Source organism: Escherichia sp. E13S3, from assembly GCF_004212325.1.
GTDB lineage: Bacteria > Pseudomonadota > Gammaproteobacteria > Enterobacterales > Enterobacteriaceae > Escherichia.
In genome coordinates, this window is the sequence record NZ_RHJR01000001.1 from 166,881 (window position 1) to 185,648 (window position 18,768).

The window sequence follows — 18,768 nt, forward strand, 5'->3', positions numbered from 1 at the left end:
CGATGGAAAGCAAACGTCTGGATAAAGCCGCGTTGGCGGCGGGGATCAGCCCCAATTACATCAATGCCCACGGAAAACCGCAGTCGATTAGCGCCGAAACCAAACGGCGTTTGCTTGATGCGATGCATCAAAGTACCGCCACGAAAGTGGCGGTAACACCAGTGCCAAATGTCATGGTGTATACCGCCGGGAAAAAAATGCCAATGGCGGTAGAGGGCAGCGGCGAATTTAGCTGGTTGCTGACCACCGAAGAAGGTACGCAGTACAAAGGCCACGTGAGCGGTGGTAACGCGTTCAATTTGCCGGCAAAACTGCCGGAAGGTTATCACACGCTGACGCTTACTCAGGATGAACAGCGTGCTCATTGTCGGGTGATTGTCGCCCCGAAACGTTGCTACGAACCGCAGGCATTGCTCAACAAGCAAAAGCTGTGGGGGGCCTGCGTTCAGCTTTATACGCTGCGATCGGAAAAAAACTGGGGTATTGGGGATTTTGGCGATCTCAAAGCGATGCTGGTGGATGTGGCGAAACGTGGTGGAGCGTTTATCGGCCTGAATCCGATTCATGCGCTCTATCCGGCAAACCCGGAAAGCGCCAGCCCATATAGCCCGTCTTCTCGCCGCTGGCTGAACGTGATTTATATCGACGTCAACGCCGTTGAAGATTTTCAGCTTAGCGAAGAGGCGCAAACCTGGTGGCACATGCCGACGACGCAGCAGACGCTGCAACAGGCGCGGGATGCCGACTGGGTCGATTACTCCACGGTTACCGCCTTAAAAATGACAGCATTGCGCATGGCGTGGAAAGGTTTCGCGCAACGTGATGATGAGCAGATGACAGCGTTTCGCCAGTTTGTTGCAGAGCAGGGCGACAGCCTGTTCTGGCAGGCAGCCTTTGATGCGCTACATGCCCAGCAAGTGAAAGAGGACGAAATGCGCTGGGGCTGGCCAGCATGGCCTGAGATGTATCAGAACGTGGATTCGCCAGAAGTGCGTCAGTTCTGCGAAGAACATCGCGATGACGTCGATTTTTATCTCTGGTTGCAGTGGCTGGCTTACAGCCAGTTTGCCGCTTGCTGGGAGATAAGCCAGGGCTATGAAATGCCGATTGGCTTGTATCGTGACCTGGCGGTTGGTGTAGCAGAAGGTGGGGCAGAAACCTGGTGCGACCGTGAACTGTATTGCCTGAAAGCGTCGGTTGGCGCGCCGCCGGATATCCTCGGCCCGTTGGGGCAGAACTGGGGATTGCCGCCGATGGATCCGCATATCATCACCGCGCGCGCCTATGAACCGTTTATCGAGCTGCTGCGTGCCAATATGCAAAACTGCGGCGCATTACGAATTGACCATGTGATGTCGATGCTGCGTTTGTGGTGGATACCGTATGGCGAGACGGCGGATCAGGGGGCATATGTTCACTATCCGGTGGATGATCTGCTCTCGATTCTGGCACTTGAAAGTCAGCGTCATCGCTGCATGGTGATTGGCGAAGATCTCGGCACTGTACCAGTAGAGATTGTCGGTAAACTGCGCAGTAGCGGTGTTTACTCCTATAAAGTGCTCTATTTCGAAAGCGACCATGAGAAGACATTCCGCGCGCCGAAAGCGTACCCGGAGCAGTCGATGGCAGTTGCGGCGACACACGACCTGCCAACGCTTCGCGGTTACTGGGAGAGCGGGGATCTAACGCTGGGCAAAACGCTGGGCCTGTATCCGGATGAAGAGGTGCTACGCGGTTTGTATCATGATCGCGAACTGGCGAAGCAGGGGCTGCTGGATGCACTGCATAAATACGGTTGTCTGCCTAAACGAGCCGGGCATAAGGCGTCGCTGATGGCGATGACGCCGACGCTTAATCGTGGTTTGCAACGCTACATTGCCGACAGCAACAGCGCCCTGTTAGGGCTACAGCCGGAAGACTGGCTCGATATGGCGGAACCGGTAAATATTCCTGGAACCAGTTACCAGTACAAAAACTGGCGACGCAAGCTTTCCGCAACGCTTGAGACGATGTTTGCCGATGATGGGGTGAACAAGTTGATTAAGGATCTGGACAAGCGGCGCAGGGCGGTAGCGAAGAAGAAGTAGAGTGCGGTTGATGCCGGATGCGACGCTTGACGCGTCTTATCCGGCCTACTAATTAATGCCGAATCGTAGGCCGGATAAGGCGTTCACGCCGCATCCGGCCATCAGTATTATCAAATCACCATATTCAGCAGCAGACAGCCAACCAGACCGCACACTGAGATAATGGTTTCCAGCATCGACCAGGATTTGATGGTCTCGCCGATAGTCAGGTTAAAGTACTCTTTGAACAGCCAGAAGCCCGGATCGTTCACGTGCGAGAAAATCACACTACCGGAACCAACCGCAATAACCATCAGCTCTGGGCTAACGCCTGTCGTTGCAATCAGCGGTGCCGCGATACCCCCCGCAGTGATTGCCGCAACGGTTGCGGAACCCAGCGCGATACGCAGTACGGCAGCAATCGACCATGCCATCAGCAGCGGAGAAATGTTGGTTTCGTGCATCATGGAAGCAATGTATTTGTCCACGCCGCTGTCTACCAGCACCTGCTTGAACGCACCGCCACCGCCGATGATCAACAGCATCATCGCGATGATTTTGATGGAAGAAACCAGCGTGTCGTTAATCTGATCCATTGAACGGCCACGGTTCAGACCAAAGGTGAACATCGCAATCAGCACAGCAATCAGCGTTGCCATTACCGGGTCACCGAGGAACTCCGCCACCGGCAGGAAAGCGTGACCTTTCGGCAGGATCATTTCGGCAATCGCACGCATCGCCATCAGCACAACCGGCACCAGAGAAGTCCAGACGCTGACGCCAAAGCTCGGCATCTCTTCTTCACTGAAGGTTTTCGCGCTGTACAGACCTTCCGGGATTGGCTTATCGATACCTTTCAGCACGCGAGCGTAAACCGGACCAGCAAGAATAACGGTCGGGATTGCCAGAATGGTGCCGTACAGCAGGGTTTTACCCATGTCGGCCTGGAAGATGGTAGCAATCGCAGTCGGACCCGGATGCGGCGGCAGGAAACCGTGAGTAACAGACAGCGCAGCAGCCATCGGTACACCAACGTACAACAGTGGAATATTCGCCGCTGCAGCGATAGTGAACACCAGAGGCAGCATCAGTACGAAACCCACTTCATAGAACAGGGCAAAACCAACGGTGAAACCGGTCAGTACCACCGCCCACTGGATGTGTTTTTTACCAAATTTGGCAATCAGCGTGGTGGCGATACGTTGTGCACCACCGCAGTCTGCCAGCATTTTGCCCAGCATCGCGCCAAAACCCATGATCAGGGCAAGGCTGCCGAGCGTACCGCCGACACCGGCTTTGATTGAGCCAATAACTTTATCCAGTGGCATACCTTGCATTAATCCAACAGCAAGCGCCACCAGGACGAGAGCGATGAAACCGTTCATTTTGAAGCGGATCATCAGGAGTAATAACAAGATTACACCGATAGCAACAATGACTAATGGCATGATTTACCTGGCCTTTCATTTGTTATGGGTAACGTCAGGCTTCTGACGATAAATTCTGATCGTCCCAACTGGGAACAGAGATATAACAGCACCATGGCTGACGACTTCTAAAACTAATTAGTGTAGTCAGATGTTATGAGTGTGTTTGGTGCCCACGCAAATGATACGGGTAACATTGTGTGCTTGAGAATCACCAGAGCGGGGTAAATTTAAATTATGAGAGGTTGGTCATATTATCGCGGGGAAACGAAGGGATGGATTTGCCGAGCCAATGTAGAGCCAATGCCTGGCAGACGGCCCGATAAGGCGCTTTAGCGTCGCATCGGGCTATCTGCAAAAGAGGGGATAACTTAGTAGTAAGAGTGCTCGCCGCGCTGGTGTTCGGTGAGATCGCGTACACCTTTCAGCTCCGGGAATTCGTTCAGCAGCTGCTTCTCGATCCCTTCTTTCAGCGTCACATCGACCATAGAACAACCGTTACAGCCGCCGCCGAATTGCAGAATGGCGTAACCGTCTTCGGTGATTTCCATCAGCGAAACGCGACCACCGTGACCGGCAAGTTGCGGGTTGATCTGCGATTGCAGCATATACTCCACACGCTCCATCAGCGGCGCATCGTCAGCCACTTTACGCATTTTGGCGTTCGGGGCTTTCAGCGTTAACTGGGAACCCAACTGGTCGGTAACAAAGTCGATCTCTGCATCTTCCAGGTATGGCGCGCTTAACTCATCAACATACGCAGTCAGCAGGTCAAATTTCAGGGCGGTGTCGGTGGCTTCCACAGCGTCCGGCGGACAATAAGAAACGCCACATTCAGCGTTAGGCGTGCCAGGGTTAATCACAAATACGCGGATTTGTGTCCCTTCTTCCTGGTTTGCCAGCAGTTTGGCAAAGTGCGCTTGTGCAGCATCGGAAATACGGATCATAGTAATGGCCTAATAGTTGACTATTTTAGTTGGTTATAATACGCCCATCATCGAGGCTCTACAAGGTTCGACAAAGGCACCAGACCTGGACTGTCGCCGCACCATTGCGTAAAAGCAGCTGCGCAATCTCTGCGACGGTACTTCCGGTGGTAACGACATCATCCACAATCACCATATGGCGACCTTGCACAGGCAATTCAAGGCGAAAAGCATTTTTCAGGTTGTGCTTGCGCAGCCGGGCACTGAGAAAATGCTGGATAGCGGTGGCCCGTGTTCGTGCGACGGCTTCGCTATCCCACTGGCAGTGCAACCAGCGTGATAACGGCTGACACAGCAAATCGCTCTGATTAAATCCCCGACGCCAGTGACGCCGCTGCCATAACGGAACGCTGATGATGCGATCCGGCAGTTGTAATCCGGTAGTCCGACGGGCGTGTAAGACTTCCAATAGTAACAGACGTGCCAGGGCGCTGGCGATTTCACTACGTCGCGAAAACTTAAGCTGGTGGATGAGCGGACTTAATGGCGGCGCATAGTTGGCGACCGTGACTAGTCTTTGCCAGGGCGGCGGTTTTTGCAGGCAGCGACCGCAAGGAAGATGTGAGTGTGTGGCAGGTAATCCACATTGTGGGCATAACGTTTTATCTGTACGGGCGGCGCGAGAGCATACCGAACAAATCCCCCAATGACCTAACGCCAGCGGCATTCGGCATAGCCAGCATAATCCCGGTACTGTTAGCATATGTTCATCCTTGTAAGTAAAAAGAGAACAATAGCGGATGAATAACATCTGGTGGCAGACCAAAGGTCAGGGGAATGTTCATCTTGTGCTGCTGCACGGATGGGGACTGAATGCCGAAGTGTGGCGTTGCATTGACGAGGAACTCAGCTCGCATTTTACGCTGCACCTTGTTGACCTGCCCGGCTTCGGGCGTAGCCGGGGATTTGGTGCGCTGTCGCTTGCTGATATGGCCGAAGTCGTGCTGCGACAGGCGCCGGACAAAGCTATCTGGTTAGGCTGGAGTCTGGGCGGGCTGGTGGCAAGTCAGATTGCGATAGCCCATCCCGAGCGTGTTCAGGCGCTGGTCACCGTGGCGTCGTCGCCATGTTTTAGTGCTCGTAACGAGTGGCCGGGGATAAAACCGGACGTGCTGGCAGGTTTCCAGCAGCAACTGAGTGAAGATTTTCAGCGCACAGTAGAACGGTTCCTTGCGTTACAAACCATGGGTACAGAAACGGCACGCCAGGATGCGCGAGCGCTGAAGAAAACCGTTCTGGCGCTGCCGATGCCGGAGGTTGACGTGCTTAATGGTGGGCTGGAAATTCTGAAAACGGTCGATCTCCGTCAGTCGTTGCAAAACGTACCCATGCCGTTTTTGCGATTGTATGGCTATCTCGACGGTCTGGTGCCGCGCAAAGTGGTGCCGATGCTGGATGAACTCTGGCCGCACAGCGAGTCATACATCTTCGCCAAAGCGGCCCATGCGCCGTTTATTTCGCATCCGGACGAGTTTTGTCACCTGCTGGTGGCATTGAAGCAGAGGGTGTAGGCAGGAAGTGAGGGTTACTGTTGTGGGTCGATTATATTCACCAGTTTACCGATCACCTCACTAATCAATGCTTCATCGGCAACAGTATGAAATTTAGCGCCACGGGCAATAAGATCGACGGCTTTCAGCTGGTGACAAAGCACAACGCCATGCAGGTTACCGGTTTGCGTATCATGGGGGAGGACGTTCACCGTCACCCCTGTGGAACGTGCTGCATTTGCCCCTGTTGAAATCGGACAGCACATAGCAACTTTTAAAACATTGTTGAGTTCTTTGTCTGTTACCACAATGCAATAATGTGGCCCCCGAAGTTCATGCCCGGCAACCGGATCAGGGTTAAAATACCAGATCTCACCACGATGTGGCGTCCGTGCCTTTACCATGCTTCATTACCTTTTTTCCCTTCAGCCCATCCTTCTGTGGACTGATTTAGCTCCGTAATTTCGCTTTCATCGATCTGACTCAACAACTGCGCGACGGTAAGACGCCCACGTGGTTTGTGCTCTGTTGCGCGCAAATTAACGCTATCGCCTTTTTTCTCCACGGTAAGCTCTGTGCCCGGTGACCAGCCAAGATCGGTGGCAAGATCTCGTGGGATAGTAACGATCATGGCTCCTCCTTGTTGCCGTAATTTCACTGTCTGCATATCAGTTCCTAAGTGCTACTTTGTGTTACACGTAAGATAGCACAAAGTAGCACTTAAGCAGGGGATAGTGTCTACTGGCTCGCCGCAGCCAATTCTTCCTCTGACAGCCCGGTAAATCGCAGAACGTCCTCAAGAGGGACTCCGGCATCCAGCATGGTTTTGGCAATAGCACGTATACCTTTCTGAAACCCCTCCTGCCGCAATCTTTCCGCAATAGTCATTAAACTCTCCTTGTGTTTCGGTGAACGTTCGGCAACGCCGTCGATAAAATCGTTAAAACGTACCGCGTCGCCGGTTTGCAGTATGTAATTAAACAGCCCTTTGATTTGTCTGTCATTAGCGTATCCACTACTTAATAAGCAGGCCATTTGCTCTACCAGCCCCATCAGGTCGCGTTGGCTATATGTTTTTGAATTAACTCCAGCAGCGCCATGCGTCGGTGTTGCATGATTTCATCATCAGGCATGACGGTGACATCAATCAGCGGAAATGCAGAGGCATAGAGCTGCCTGGCCAGGTTGGGATCGGCGAAACAATCCAGCCAACACAGCGAATAGGGATAGGGGCTTTCAATGCCGTGGTAAAACAACAACGGCACCACCATCGGCAACGTTTTGTATCCGGCATCAAGGTGATTTTGCATTGCGGCAATGGCGTAACGCATCATGCGAAATGCGATCAGTTTGTTTGAGGTGCTTTGATGTTCAATCAGGCAATAGATATATCCCGGTCCTTGTTCCGTTTTCACCGACCACAGCACGTCGGAGTAGCTTTCACGCAGATCGTCATCAATAAAACTGCTCGACTCCAGCTTGAGGGTTTTCATATCACAGAGCGCGTGAATGGGGGCCGGTAAATGGAACGCAAGAAAATCGCGTGCCGTGTCCAGTTGGCGTAAAAAGAGTTTGAACAGTGCATCGTGTGGGGTGGAACTCTGCTTTTTGCTCATGGCGTTCCTTCACCTGTTGTTTGAATGCCGCGACTCTACGCGCCACTCCACACCTGTGCATTAGCCAGTTTTCATCCCTGCGAGACACTTTCAGAGGAACTTACTCTGTGCTGCAAGAATTGCATTTTTATGGAAAGCCGCACGCAAAAAAAGCCCGGTTGCAAACGCATACCGGGCTTTTCAAAACAGGCGGTGGAGTATGGTTAACGCAGCGCCCACCACTCGCGCAGACAGGCTTTTCCTTCCGGGCAGCTTTTACAACTGCCGGAGAGGCAGCCGTCGGGTTCTTCCTGAATCCGCACGGCTTTGCCCATACTTTCCAGTTGTTGCAGCATGGCGTTAATCATTGGCTGTGGAGTGTTCAATGTCTGGCTTATCTGGGCCGCTTCCATACGACCCCGTAACGCCAGCAAATCACGCACCTGAATGAGCGAAGCCATTGCTGTATCCTTAGTGGCAATCGCCAGTCGTGCTGGCTGCACAGCAACTGCTTACCGACTTGCGCGTTGCCAGCAGTTCGATATCCACCCGGCTACGCGCGCGGCGCAGCAGACCGATAACCACGATGTTAAACAGGATAACCGCCAGAATGCACACCAGGCTGTAAGTTGGATGCTGACTGTAGCTGGCGACCTGATAGAACAATGTTGCCAGCGAGTAAGCGATATTCAGCCCCCACAGGATGGAGAAGCCCATCCAGCCACGGCTTGATTCACGCGCGATGGCTCCCATCACCGAGATGCACGGTACATACAGCAGGACGAAAATCAGGTAGCTGTAAGCGGCTGCGGCGCTACCGAATTTCTGATCCATCACGCCCATCGCCCCGGTACCCATTTCGCCGTCGCCTTTGCTTGCTTCAATGGGGTTCATCAGTACGCTCAGGCTGAAGGTGTCTTTCAGGCTCTGCCAGGTTTCATCTACCGCACTGAACAGCTCTTCACCGAGGTTAAATTCTGCCGGATTGAACTCTTCGTCCTGAATATTTTCTGCGGTGTAGAGGGTGTTGAGCGTACCCACCACCACTTCTTTCGCCATGGCACCTGTAAACAGGCCAACCGTTGCCTGCCAGTTATCTTCATGTACGCCAATCGGCTTGAAGACCGGAGTGATCACACGGCTGACGGAAGCCAGCGCCGAGTCGTTGATGTTATCGACGATTTTCCCGCTCAACGAGAAGCTGTTGAAGGCGCTCAGGAAAATGCTGACGATGATGATCACTTTACCTGCGCGCATCACGAAGCCTTTCAGACGCTGCCAGGTCTGGATAATCAGACTCTTAACGTGTGGTACGTGATAGACCGGTAGCTCCATGACGAACGGCGTCGCTTCACCGCGCATGATGGTGTACTTGAGCATCAGGCCAGTCAGCACCGCCATCACGATACCCAGCATATACAGCGAGAAGACCGCCAGCGCGCCGTTCTGCCCGAAGAAGGCAGCCGCAAATACTGCGAAGATAGCCAGACGCGCGCCGCAGGACATAAACGGTGCCATCATAATGGTCATCAGGCGTTCACGCGGAGCATCAAGAGTTCGCGCGCCCATTACCGACGGTACGTTACAACCGAAACCAACGATCAGCGGCACAAAGGATTTCCCCGGCAAGCCCAACGCCTGCATCAGACGGTCCATCACAAACGCCGCACGCGCCATATAACCGGAGTCCTCGAGGAAGGAGAGGAACAGGTACATCATGCCGATCTGCGGCACCAGTGGCAGCACGGTGTTAATACCGCCGCCCAGACCCTGGGCGAGGAAGATAGTCAGCCAGTCCGGGAAGTGGAGCGTGTAGCCGATCCACTGAATACCATGCACAAATAGCGCCACGGAGCCGACGTCAAACAGCGGCTGTAACGCCCCGCCGATGTTGATAGCCAGCAGGAACATCAGGTACATCACAAAGAGGAAAATCGGCAGACCGAGGAAACGGTTGAGCACGATTTTATCTACAGCAGTGGTGAAACGGCTGGGTTCTGCCGTCAGCGTGTTGCTTACCACATCGCAGATAGCAGCAATACACTGGTAACGCGCATCGGCAATGTGCAGCGCCGGATCATCCATCTCAGTACGCAGACGGGCGAGGGCGGCATCCAGATGCTGCGACGCTTCACCGGCGTAGGCGCGGCTGTAAATATCGCCTTCCAGCATTTGCAGGCCCAGCCAGCGACGCTGCTTGAGCGGGATGTCGGACGGCATCACTTTTGCCAGCGAGTCGGCTTCATTGATTAGCGGCTGGGCGTAATGCACCAGTTCTACATTGTCGTTGGCTTTATAGCGGTCAATCGCCAGTTTCAGAGCTTCGATACCGCGACCACGCGTGGAAACCAGTGGAACTACCGGGCAGCCAAGACGCGCCGACAGCGCATCAATTTCAATGCGAATATTTTGCTTCTCGGCAATGTCGAGCATGTTCAGCGCCACGATGCAGGGAATGCCGAGTTCCAGCAGCTGTAGCGTCAGGTACAAGTTACGCTCAAGGTTAGACGCATCTACCACGTTAATCAGCAGATCGGCGTCGCCACTCAAAATGTAGTGACAGGCGATTTGCTCGTCCAACGACGTCTGCGATGAAATAGTAGTCAGAGAATAAGTACCGGGCAGATCCACCAGCGTGACCTGATGATCGGTGGTAGAAAACTGACCCTCTTTACGTTCGACGGTAACGCCGGCCCAGTTTCCTACACGCTGACGTGCGCCGGTGAGCTGGTTAAATAAGGTTGTCTTGCCAGAATTTGGATTACCAATTAAGCCAATGGTTAATTTTTTCATTGTTGTTATCACCGTATTAACAGGAAACCGCTTCCACTTCTAATAAGGCCAGATCTTTTTTCCGTAATACCAGGCTTACACGACGGGTTTCGATATGAATGGGGTCGCCGAGTGGAGCGACGCGCACCACATTAAAAGAGGAGCCAGGTAACATGCCAAGAGAAAGCAGTTTTTGGCGATATGCCGGGCTGATTTCACGGGAAAAGCCAGTGATTTTCCACGCAGTATCTGGAGTGTATTGCATAGGTGCCTACTTGTTTCTCATTAACTGGATAACTACCTCATGGGGCGTTTGACAGCGACATGAGACCAGATGATTTGCCAACGAAGGAGAGATTAAATAATCAACAGTACAATGATAATGAGAATGGTTTCTATCAGCAATACTTAAAATGTGTGCGAATGTTGGTTTAGATAATAATCTGACTCAATGTTGATGTGGCTCAAGGTTATATCGCAGCCAAAATATAATTCGAATGACGAATTATTAGGGCGGGTTAATGTTTAATTAAGGTTTCAGTTGTTAATGAGGTGATAAATATTAACGGAATATATTGTGAGTTTGGCTGTGGAATAAATATGCCGGAGAATATCTCCGGCATATTTATGTCAGGCAGGGCGTTCGTTGGCAGATGCGGCGTGAACGCCTTATCTGGCCTACGATTTCGTGCAAATTTGAACCGTAGGCCAATCAGGGTGTTTAACGCTTTTTACCCATTGCTGCCGCCAGCGCATCCATCATCGCGCTGTTACCGGCAGGCTGCGCTTCACGCCCACGCGGTTTGGCTGCCGGGCGGTTGTTTTGCGGGCGATCGTTACCGCCGCCGCGACGAGCGTTGGTTTCGCCAGGCTGCTCGTCCAGGCGCATGGTCAGGGCGATACGTTTACGCTGAAGATCCACTTCCAGCACTTTCACCTTCACAATGTCGCCTGCTTTCACCACGGTATGCGGATCTTCCACAAACTTGTTCGACAAAGAAGAGATGTGAACCAGGCCGTCCTGATGTACGCCGATATCAACAAAAGCACCAAAGTTGGTGACGTTGGTCACCGCGCCTTCGAGGATCATACCCGGTTGCAGGTCGTTCATTGTCTCGACGCCATCGGCAAACTGAGCGGTTTTAAATTCCGGACGCGGATCGCGACCCGGTTTTTCCAGCTCTTTGATGATGTCGGTTACCGTCGGCACACCGAATTTCTCATCGGTAAAATCAGACGCTTTCAGGTTACGCAGCTCGCTGCTGTTACCCATCAGATCTTTCAGTGCCTGCTGTGTCGCCGCCAGAATGCGTTCCACCACCGGATAGGCTTCCGGGTGAACGGTAGACGCGTCCAGCGGGTTATCACCGTGGTTAATGCGCAAGAAGCCCGCACACTGCTCGAAGGCTTTCGGCCCCAGACGGCTCACTTTTAACAGTTGCTGACGATTCTGGAACTGACCGTTCTCATCGCGCCAGGCCACGATGTTTTGCGCCATCATGCGCGTCAGGCCTGCTACGCGAGTTAACAGCGGAACGGAAGCAGTGTTGAGATCGACGCCAACGGCGTTTACGCAGTCTTCTACTACTGCATCCAGCTTGCGGGCCAGTTGCGTCTGGCTGACGTCATGCTGATACTGACCCACGCCGATAGATTTCGGATCGATTTTCACCAGCTCCGCCAGCGGATCCTGCAAACGGCGGGCGATAGATACTGCGCCACGCAGAGAAACGTCGAGATCCGGGAACTCCTGCGCTGCCAGCTCGGAAGCCGAGTAAACCGACGCGCCAGCTTCGCTGACGATCACTTTCTGCGCGGTAACCTTCGGGAACTGCTTCTGCACGTCGAGATAGAAACGCTCAGTTTCGCGGGAAGCCGTACCGTTACCGATCGCTACCAGTTCAACATTATGTTTTTCACACAGGGCGGCAACGGTCATCGCCGCCTTTGCGGCCTGTCCGGTGTGCGGATAAATGGTATCGGTTGCTACCAGTTTGCCCGTTGCGTCGACCACCGCTACTTTTACCCCGGTACGCAGACCCGGATCGAGGCCCATCGTCGCACGCAGTCCGGCAGGGGCCGCCATCAGCAGATCGTGCAGGTTACGGGCAAAGACGTTGATTGCTTCATCTTCCGCGCGTTCGCGCACGGTGCCCATCAGTTCAGTTTCCAGATGCATCAACACCTTGATGCGCCACGTCCAGCTCACTACACCTTTGCGCCAGCTATCCGCCGGGGCATTGTTCAGGCGCAGGCCGAGATGATCCATGATGATTTGCTCGCAATAGCTCTCTTTTGGCGGCTCGTCGAACTGCGGATCGGCATTCAGCGAAAGCTGGAGTATGCCTTCGTTACGCCCACGGAACATCGCCAGCGCACGGTGCGAAGGCACCGTTGACAGCGGTTCGTGATGATCGAAATAGTCGCGGAATTTCGCCCCTTCCTCTTCTTTACCGCTCACCACCGTAGAAACCAAATGCGCGTTTTTCCACAGATAATCACGCACTTTTGCCAGCAGCGCGGCATCTTCGGCAAAGCGTTCCATCAGGATATAGCGCGCGCCGTCCAGCGCGGCTTTGGTATCTGCCACGCCTTTATCGGCATCAACATATTGTGCGGCGGCGACTTCTGGCGTGTGTGACGGATCGCTCCACAGCAGGTCAGCCAGTGGCTCAAGACCTGCTTCAATGGCGATTTGCCCGCGGGTACGACGTTTAGGTTTGTAAGGCAGGTAGAGGTCTTCGAGTTCGGTTTTGCTCAAGGTAGCGTTAATGGCATTCGCCAGCTCGTCGGTGAGTTTACCTTGCTCAGAAATGGACTTGAGAATAGCCTGACGTCTCTCTTCCAGCTCGCGCAGATATCCCAGACGTGTTTCCAGATTACGCAGCTGCGTGTCATCCAGACCGCCGGTGATTTCCTTACGATAACGTGCGATAAACGGCACGGTATTCCCTTCGTCAAGCAGGCGAACGGCAGCGTCAACCTGTTCCGGGCGCGCCTGAATTTCACCCGCAATAATGCGGCAGAACGAATCATTCATCATGGTTTGAGTTCATCTTTTCGGATCAAAAATCAGGGGATAGTTATACGGACTGGCTGGCAAAAATGCCAGCCATCGGCAGGAGGTTAAGACTCTTCCTTACGGTTTCACGTACTCGATAGCATTAACATACCAGCTCGCTTCCCCGGCAGGGGTATTCACCACCGCCAGATCGCCCACCTCTTTTTTCAGCAATGCGCGGGCCATCGGGGAATCGATAGAGATGTAGTCTTTACGGCCAAAGATTTCATCATAGCCGACGATACGGAAACGGTGAGTCACGCCATCGTCGTTTTCAATCTCTACCCACGCGCCAAAGAAAACTTTGCCTTCCTGCTGGGGCGAGTAATCGACGATTTTGAGATTTTCCATGCATTTAGTGAGATAGCGCACACGACGGTCGATTTCACGCAGGCGCTTTTTATTATACTGATAGTCAGCATTTTCGCTGCGGTCGCCCAGACTTGCGGCCCAGGTCACCTTCTTTGTGACTTCCGGGCGCTCTTCACGCCAGAGATAATTTAGCTCTTGTTTGAGTTTTTCATACCCTTCCCGGGTAACCAGGGGCGTTTTCATCTCGTTGATTCCCTTTGTCTGTTTGATAATGCGCACATTGGGTATAACGTGATCATATCAACAGAATCAATAATGTTTCGCTGAATAAATTGTATACTTAAGCCGCTGTTTAATATGCTTTGTAACAATTTAGGCTGAAATTCATACCAGATTTAGCTGGTGACGAACGTGAGCTTTTTTAAGAATACACGCTTACAAATTGTTGCGAACCTTTGGGAGTACAAACAATGCAAGAGAACTACAAGATTCTGGTGGTCGATGACGACATGCGCTTGCGTGCGCTGCTGGAGCGTTATCTCACCGAACAAGGCTTCCAGGTTCGAAGCGTCGCTAATGCAGAACAGATGGATCGCCTGCTGACTCGTGAATCTTTCCATCTTATGGTACTGGATTTGATGTTACCTGGTGAAGATGGTTTGTCGATTTGCCGACGTCTTCGTAGCCAGAGTAACCCGATGCCGATCATTATGGTAACGGCGAAAGGGGAAGAAGTTGACCGTATCGTTGGCCTGGAAATTGGTGCTGACGATTACATTCCAAAACCGTTTAACCCGCGTGAATTGCTGGCCCGCATCCGTGCGGTGCTGCGCCGTCAGGCGAATGAACTGCCGGGCGCGCCGTCACAGGAAGAAGCTGTGATTGCTTTCGGTAAGTTCAAACTTAACCTGGGTACGCGTGAAATGTTCCGCGAAGATGAACCGATGCCGCTGACCAGCGGTGAATTTGCGGTACTGAAGGCGCTGGTCAGCCATCCGCGTGAGCCGCTCTCCCGCGATAAGCTGATGAACCTTGCCCGTGGCCGTGAATATTCCGCAATGGAACGTTCCATCGACGTGCAGATCTCTCGTCTGCGCCGCATGGTGGAAGAAGATCCGGCGCATCCGCGTTACATTCAGACCGTTTGGGGTCTGGGCTACGTTTTCGTGCCGGACGGTTCTAAAGCATGAGGCGATTGCGCTTCTCGCCACGAAGTTCATTTGCCCGCACGTTATTGCTCATCGTCACCTTGCTGTTCGTCAGCCTGGTGACGACTTATCTGGTGGTGCTGAACTTCGCGATTTTGCCGAGCCTCCAGCAGTTTAATAAAGTCCTCGCGTACGAAGTGCGTATGTTGATGACCGACAAACTGCAACTGGAGGACGGCACGCAGTTGGTTGTGCCTCCCGCTTTCCGTCGGGAGATCTACCGTGAGCTGGGGATCTCCCTCTATTCCAACGAAGCTGCCGAAGAGGCCGGGCTGCGTTGGGCGCAACACTATGAATTCTTAAGCCATCAGATGGCGCAGCAGCTGGGCGGTCCGACGGAAGTTCGCGTCGAGGTTAACAAAAGCTCGCCTGTTGTCTGGCTGAAAACCTGGCTGTCGCCCAATATCTGGGTACGCGTGCCTCTGACCGAAATTCATCAGGGCGATTTTTCTCCGCTGTTCCGCTATACGTTGGCGATTATGCTGATGGCGATTGGCGGGGCGTGGCTGTTTATTCGTATCCAGAACCGACCGTTGGTCGATCTCGAACATGCAGCTTTGCAGGTCGGTAAAGGGATTATTCCGCCGCCGCTGCGTGAATATGGCGCTTCGGAGGTGCGTTCGGTTACCCGTGCCTTCAACCATATGGCGGCTGGTGTTAAGCAACTGGCGGATGACCGCACGCTGCTGATGGCGGGGGTAAGCCACGACTTGCGTACGCCGCTGACGCGTATTCGCCTGGCGACCGAGATGATGAGCGAGCAGGATGGCTACCTGGCAGAATCGATCAACAAAGATATCGAAGAGTGCAACGCCATCATTGAGCAGTTTATCGACTACCTGCGTACTGGTCAGGAGATGCCAATGGAACTGGCGGATCTTAATGCGGTGCTTGGTGAGGTGATTGCCGCGGAAAGTGGCTATGAGCGTGAAATTGATACCGCGCTTTATCCTGGCTGCATAGAAGTGAAAATGCATCCGTTGTCAATCAAACGTGCGGTGGCGAATATGGTGGTGAACGCTGCCCGCTATGGCAATGGTTGGATCAAAGTCAGCAGCGGAACGGAGCCGAATCGCGCCTGGTTCCAGGTGGAAGACGACGGTCCGGGTATCGAGCCTGAACAGCGTAAGCATCTGTTCCAGCCTTTTGTCCGCGGCGACAGTGCGCGCACCATTAGCGGCACGGGACTAGGCCTGGCGATTGTGCAGCGTATCGTGGATAACCATAACGGGATGCTGGAGCTTGGCACCAGCGAGCGGGGCGGGCTTTCCATTCGCGCCTGGCTGCCATTACCGGTAACGCGGGCGCAGGGCACGACAAAAGAAGGGTAAATAAACGGGAGGCGAAAGTACCTCCCGTTTTTTTCGCTTCTAATACATTATGCTCACAACACGAGAATATAGACTCATCGTGTTGATAAGATTATTCAACTTCCATATTGCTACTTACATTGCAAAAGCCAACCTGATGAATGTGAGCTATTTCACGAACTTTTTTCAATGCGTCATCTGCTACAGACCAGCTGAATGCCATATAGATAATATTTTTTCCAATTGAATAGTCGGTCAAATAAACATCTAATCCTGACTCCTCCAGCTTATCGAACTGTTCGTCATCGGGGGCATCCGGCCCATTTAAATTAGGGAAGGTTTGAATCAGAGTTGAGTAAAAATTTCTAAGGGCGGGGCTGCTTATTTCTGAATTATTGTAGTCGTGTTGTTCACTCCACGAAGTTTGCTTCTCATACCATTCCATAAAAACAGCCGGATCTTGTGGGGCTGCACTACGTTCAAACACCATTAAATCGTAGCTCATTGATGCTTCCTTTCTACTATAAAAAATCCCCCGAATCTCGCGAAACGGGGGATTTCGTCGCTTAACTTAACCGATTACAGCTTCGGACCAGCCGCTACCAGCGCGGCACCCGCTGGGGTGTCGGTGTATTTATCGAAGTTGTCGATAAACAGTTTCGCCAGCGTTTCAGCTTTTTCCTGCCACTGTTCCGGAGAAGCGTAGGTGTTACGCGGATCGAGGATCTTCGTGTCTACGCCCGGCAGTTCGGTTGGGATCGCCAGGTTAAACATCGGCAGAGTGAAGGTTTCTGCGTTATCCAGCGAACCGTTGAGGATGGCGTCGATAATGGCGCGGGTATCTTTAATGGAGATACGTTTGCCAGTGCCGTTCCAGCCAGTGTTAACCAGATATGCCTGCGCGCCCGCTGCCTGCATACGTTTTACCAGCACTTCTGCGTACTGAGTTGGGTGCAGCGACAGGAATGCCGCGCCGAAGCAGGCAGAGAAGGTTGGCGTCGGTTCGGTGATGCCACGCTCTGTACCAGCCAGTTTGGCGGTGAAGCCTGAGAGGAAGTGGTACTGAGTTTGATCGGCAGTCAGGCGAGAAACCGGTGGCAGTACGCCAAAAGCATCTGCGGTCAGGAAGATAACTTTAGTCGCGTGGCCCGCTTTGGAAACTGGCTTAACGATGTTATCGATGTGATAGATCGGATAAGAAACGCGGGTGTTCTCGGTTTTTGAACCATCATCAAAGTCGATGGTGCCATCTTCACGTACAGTGACGTTTTCCAGCAGTGCATCGCGACGGATAGCGCCATAGATTTCTGGCTCTGCTTCTTTCGACAGTTTAATGGTTTTCGCGTAGCAGCCGCCTTCGAAGTTAAACACACCGTCATCGTCCCAACCGTGCTCGTCATCGCCAATCAGACGACGTTTCGGGTCGGTGGAAAGGGTGGTTTTACCGGTGCCGGAAAGGCCGAAGAACACCGCAACATCGCCTTTCTCGCCAACGTTGGCGGAGCAGTGCATAGAAGCGATACCTTTCAGCGGCAGCAGGTAGTTCATCATTGAGAACATCCCTTTCTTCATTTCGCCGCCGTACCAGGTGCCACCAATCAGCTGCATGCGCTCGGTGAGGTTAAACGCCACGAAGTTTTCAGAGTTCAGACCCTGTTCTTTCCACTGCGGGTTGGTGCACTTCGCTCCGTTCATGACGATAAAGTCAGGTTTGAAACCTTCCAGCTCTTCATCACTCGGGCGAATAAACATGTTCTTGACGAAATGCGCTTGCCAGGCCACTTCGGTGATGAAACGTACGGAAAGGCGAGTATCCGGGTTAGCGCCACAGAAAGCATCAACCACGAACAGGCGTTTGCCGGAAAGCTGTTTGGTCACCAGGCCTTTCAGATGTTGCCAGGTTTCCGGAGAGAGAGGTTTGTTGTCGTTCTTACCTTTGCCTTTGTCTGCCCACCAGAATGTATCGCGAGTCGTATCGTCACGGACGATATACTTATCTTTTGGTGAACGCCCGGTGAAGATCCCGGTATCCACGGCAACGGCACCCAGATTAGTTAACACCCCGCGCTCATAACCTGTCAGGCTCGGATCGAGCTCTTCCTGATACAGCAGGTCGTAGCTTGGGTTGTAAACGATATCATGAACATCACTGATACCATAAGCCTCGAGTTCTTGCGGGGTCAAACCATTGTTAACGCGCATTTCACTGCTCCTTAGCCAATATGTATTGCCTGAATAGTAAAGTCTTTTTGGGGGTGTTAACCGCGACAAGGCTCATAGATTTACGCATCTGGAGAAATTCATATTTGACAAAAAACTCCGTGATTCCTGTCACGAAACGGTTGCTATTATCGCAGAAATGGCATTCCAGGTGTGGAAAATGTTCCCAAAAGGTTAAAAGTTAGTTTGATTGACCATTATAATGTGAGTTAAATCTCATTCCTGATTGAAATTTATGCAAAATCAATCAGTAAAGTATCGATTCACCACCGCAAAATTTTTTGTAAATTTTTCTTAAAATAAATACTAGTACTGCCTGAA

Annotated in this window: 16 protein-coding genes and 1 pseudogene; 4 read left to right on the forward strand and 13 right to left on the reverse strand. The window is 52.6% G+C overall.

Annotation, left to right across the window (positions count from 1 at the left end; translation table 11 throughout):
- Nucleotides 1-2 precede the first annotated feature (2 nt).
- Nucleotides 3-2,087 carry a 4-alpha-glucanotransferase gene (gene malQ, locus D9597_RS00795; protein WP_130221383.1) on the forward strand — a complete coding sequence of 695 codons (2,085 nt, stop codon included), beginning with the start codon at nucleotides 3-5 and terminating at the stop codon, nucleotides 2,085-2,087.
- Between the two features lie 110 nt (nucleotides 2,088-2,197).
- On the opposite strand, the gene gntT is transcribed toward malQ, so the two are convergent.
- The 3 genes from gntT to gntX form a co-directional block, all read right to left on the reverse strand.
- Complete coding sequence (gntT, locus tag D9597_RS00800; RefSeq protein ID WP_001131744.1) at nucleotides 2,198-3,514, reverse strand: gluconate transporter; 1,317 nt, start codon at nucleotides 3,512-3,514, stop codon at nucleotides 2,198-2,200.
- 350 nt (nucleotides 3,515-3,864) lie between these two features.
- Nucleotides 3,865-4,440 (reverse strand): Fe-S biogenesis protein NfuA, encoded by a 576-nt coding sequence (nfuA, locus tag D9597_RS00810; RefSeq protein WP_000619389.1) that lies wholly within the window; start codon nucleotides 4,438-4,440, stop codon nucleotides 3,865-3,867.
- A gap of 58 nt (nucleotides 4,441-4,498) precedes the next feature.
- Entirely contained in the window at nucleotides 4,499-5,182 is a 684-nt protein-coding gene (gntX, locus tag D9597_RS00815) for a DNA utilization protein GntX (RefSeq protein WP_130221385.1), read from the reverse strand.
- Nucleotides 5,183-5,219: 37 nt separating this feature from the next.
- Between gntX and bioH the strand changes: the two genes are divergently transcribed.
- Nucleotides 5,220-5,990 carry a pimeloyl-ACP methyl ester esterase BioH gene (bioH, locus tag D9597_RS00820; protein ID WP_130221386.1) on the forward strand — a complete coding sequence of 257 codons (771 nt, stop codon included), beginning with the start codon at nucleotides 5,220-5,222 and terminating at the stop codon, nucleotides 5,988-5,990.
- 14 nt (nucleotides 5,991-6,004) lie between these two features.
- Here bioH and D9597_RS00825 read toward each other — a convergent pair whose 3' ends face one another.
- From D9597_RS00825 to greB, 8 genes and pseudogenes are all read right to left on the reverse strand, one after another.
- Nucleotides 6,005-6,373, reverse strand: coding sequence for a type II toxin-antitoxin system PemK/MazF family toxin (locus D9597_RS00825; protein ID WP_130221387.1), 369 nt, complete (start codon nucleotides 6,371-6,373; stop codon nucleotides 6,005-6,007).
- Nucleotides 6,367-6,636 (reverse strand): hypothetical protein, encoded by a 270-nt coding sequence (locus D9597_RS00830; protein WP_032218497.1) that lies wholly within the window; start codon nucleotides 6,634-6,636, stop codon nucleotides 6,367-6,369. The genes D9597_RS00825 and D9597_RS00830 overlap by 7 nt, the downstream gene beginning before the upstream one ends.
- 71 nt (nucleotides 6,637-6,707) lie before the next feature.
- Nucleotides 6,708-7,585, reverse strand: a pseudogene (gene rpnA / locus D9597_RS00835) (recombination-promoting nuclease RpnA).
- 203 nt (nucleotides 7,586-7,788) lie between these two features.
- A complete protein-coding gene (gene feoC, locus D9597_RS00840; protein ID WP_000157586.1) occupies nucleotides 7,789-8,025 on the reverse strand; it encodes a [Fe-S]-dependent transcriptional repressor FeoC in 237 nt (78 codons plus the stop codon).
- 10 nt (nucleotides 8,026-8,035) lie between these two features.
- Nucleotides 8,036-10,357 (reverse strand): Fe(2+) transporter permease subunit FeoB, encoded by a 2,322-nt coding sequence (gene feoB, locus D9597_RS00845; RefSeq protein ID WP_130221388.1) that lies wholly within the window; start codon nucleotides 10,355-10,357, stop codon nucleotides 8,036-8,038.
- Between the two features lie 16 nt (nucleotides 10,358-10,373).
- Entirely contained in the window at nucleotides 10,374-10,601 is a 228-nt protein-coding gene (gene feoA / locus D9597_RS00850; protein ID WP_001200455.1) for a ferrous iron transporter A, read from the reverse strand.
- A 456-nt stretch (nucleotides 10,602-11,057) separates the two neighbouring features.
- Nucleotides 11,058-13,379: a Tex family protein gene (locus D9597_RS00855; protein ID WP_130221389.1), complete on the reverse strand. Its 2,322-nt coding sequence runs from the start codon at nucleotides 13,377-13,379 to the stop codon at nucleotides 11,058-11,060.
- Between the two features lie 96 nt (nucleotides 13,380-13,475).
- On the reverse strand, nucleotides 13,476-13,952 hold the full coding sequence (gene greB / locus D9597_RS00860; RefSeq protein WP_000856744.1) for a transcription elongation factor GreB: 477 nt from the start codon (nucleotides 13,950-13,952) through the stop codon (nucleotides 13,476-13,478).
- Nucleotides 13,953-14,179: 227 nt separating this feature from the next.
- Between greB and ompR the strand changes: the two genes are divergently transcribed.
- Nucleotides 14,180-14,899 carry a two-component system response regulator OmpR gene (ompR, locus tag D9597_RS00865; RefSeq protein WP_001157751.1) on the forward strand — a complete coding sequence of 240 codons (720 nt, stop codon included), beginning with the start codon at nucleotides 14,180-14,182 and terminating at the stop codon, nucleotides 14,897-14,899.
- Nucleotides 14,896-16,248, forward strand: coding sequence for a two-component system sensor histidine kinase EnvZ (gene envZ, locus D9597_RS00870; protein ID WP_130217662.1), 1,353 nt, complete (start codon nucleotides 14,896-14,898; stop codon nucleotides 16,246-16,248). Before ompR ends, envZ begins: the two co-directional genes overlap by 4 nt.
- Nucleotides 16,249-16,339: 91 nt before the next feature.
- On the opposite strand, the gene D9597_RS00875 is transcribed toward envZ, so the two are convergent.
- Entirely contained in the window at nucleotides 16,340-16,732 is a 393-nt protein-coding gene (locus tag D9597_RS00875) for a hypothetical protein (RefSeq protein WP_130221390.1), read from the reverse strand.
- A gap of 74 nt (nucleotides 16,733-16,806) precedes the next feature.
- On the reverse strand, nucleotides 16,807-18,429 hold the full coding sequence (pckA, locus tag D9597_RS00880) for a phosphoenolpyruvate carboxykinase (ATP) (RefSeq protein WP_130208983.1): 1,623 nt from the start codon (nucleotides 18,427-18,429) through the stop codon (nucleotides 16,807-16,809).
- Nucleotides 18,430-18,768 lie beyond the last annotated feature (339 nt).

Coding starts and splice junctions, on each gene's coding strand:
- malQ (WP_130221383.1), top strand. CDS start 3: ATGGAAAGCAAACGTCTGGATAAAGCCGCGTTGGCGGCGGGGATCAGC.
- gntT (WP_001131744.1), bottom strand. CDS start 3,514: ATGCCATTAGTCATTGTTGCTATCGGTGTAATCTTGTTATTACTCCTG.
- nfuA (WP_000619389.1), bottom strand. CDS start 4,440: ATGATCCGTATTTCCGATGCTGCACAAGCGCACTTTGCCAAACTGCTG.
- gntX (WP_130221385.1), bottom strand. CDS start 5,182: ATGCTAACAGTACCGGGATTATGCTGGCTATGCCGAATGCCGCTGGCG.
- bioH (WP_130221386.1), top strand. CDS start 5,220: ATGAATAACATCTGGTGGCAGACCAAAGGTCAGGGGAATGTTCATCTT.
- D9597_RS00825 (WP_130221387.1), bottom strand. CDS start 6,373: ATGGTAAAGGCACGGACGCCACATCGTGGTGAGATCTGGTATTTTAAC.
- D9597_RS00830 (WP_032218497.1), bottom strand. CDS start 6,636: ATGCAGACAGTGAAATTACGGCAACAAGGAGGAGCCATGATCGTTACT.
- feoC (WP_000157586.1), bottom strand. CDS start 8,025: ATGGCTTCGCTCATTCAGGTGCGTGATTTGCTGGCGTTACGGGGTCGT.
- feoB (WP_130221388.1), bottom strand. CDS start 10,357: ATGAAAAAATTAACCATTGGCTTAATTGGTAATCCAAATTCTGGCAAG.
- feoA (WP_001200455.1), bottom strand. CDS start 10,601: ATGCAATACACTCCAGATACTGCGTGGAAAATCACTGGCTTTTCCCGT.
- D9597_RS00855 (WP_130221389.1), bottom strand. CDS start 13,379: ATGATGAATGATTCGTTCTGCCGCATTATTGCGGGTGAAATTCAGGCG.
- greB (WP_000856744.1), bottom strand. CDS start 13,952: ATGAAAACGCCCCTGGTTACCCGGGAAGGGTATGAAAAACTCAAACAA.
- ompR (WP_001157751.1), top strand. CDS start 14,180: ATGCAAGAGAACTACAAGATTCTGGTGGTCGATGACGACATGCGCTTG.
- envZ (WP_130217662.1), top strand. CDS start 14,896: ATGAGGCGATTGCGCTTCTCGCCACGAAGTTCATTTGCCCGCACGTTA.
- D9597_RS00875 (WP_130221390.1), bottom strand. CDS start 16,732: ATGAGCTACGATTTAATGGTGTTTGAACGTAGTGCAGCCCCACAAGAT.
- pckA (WP_130208983.1), bottom strand. CDS start 18,429: ATGCGCGTTAACAATGGTTTGACCCCGCAAGAACTCGAGGCTTATGGT.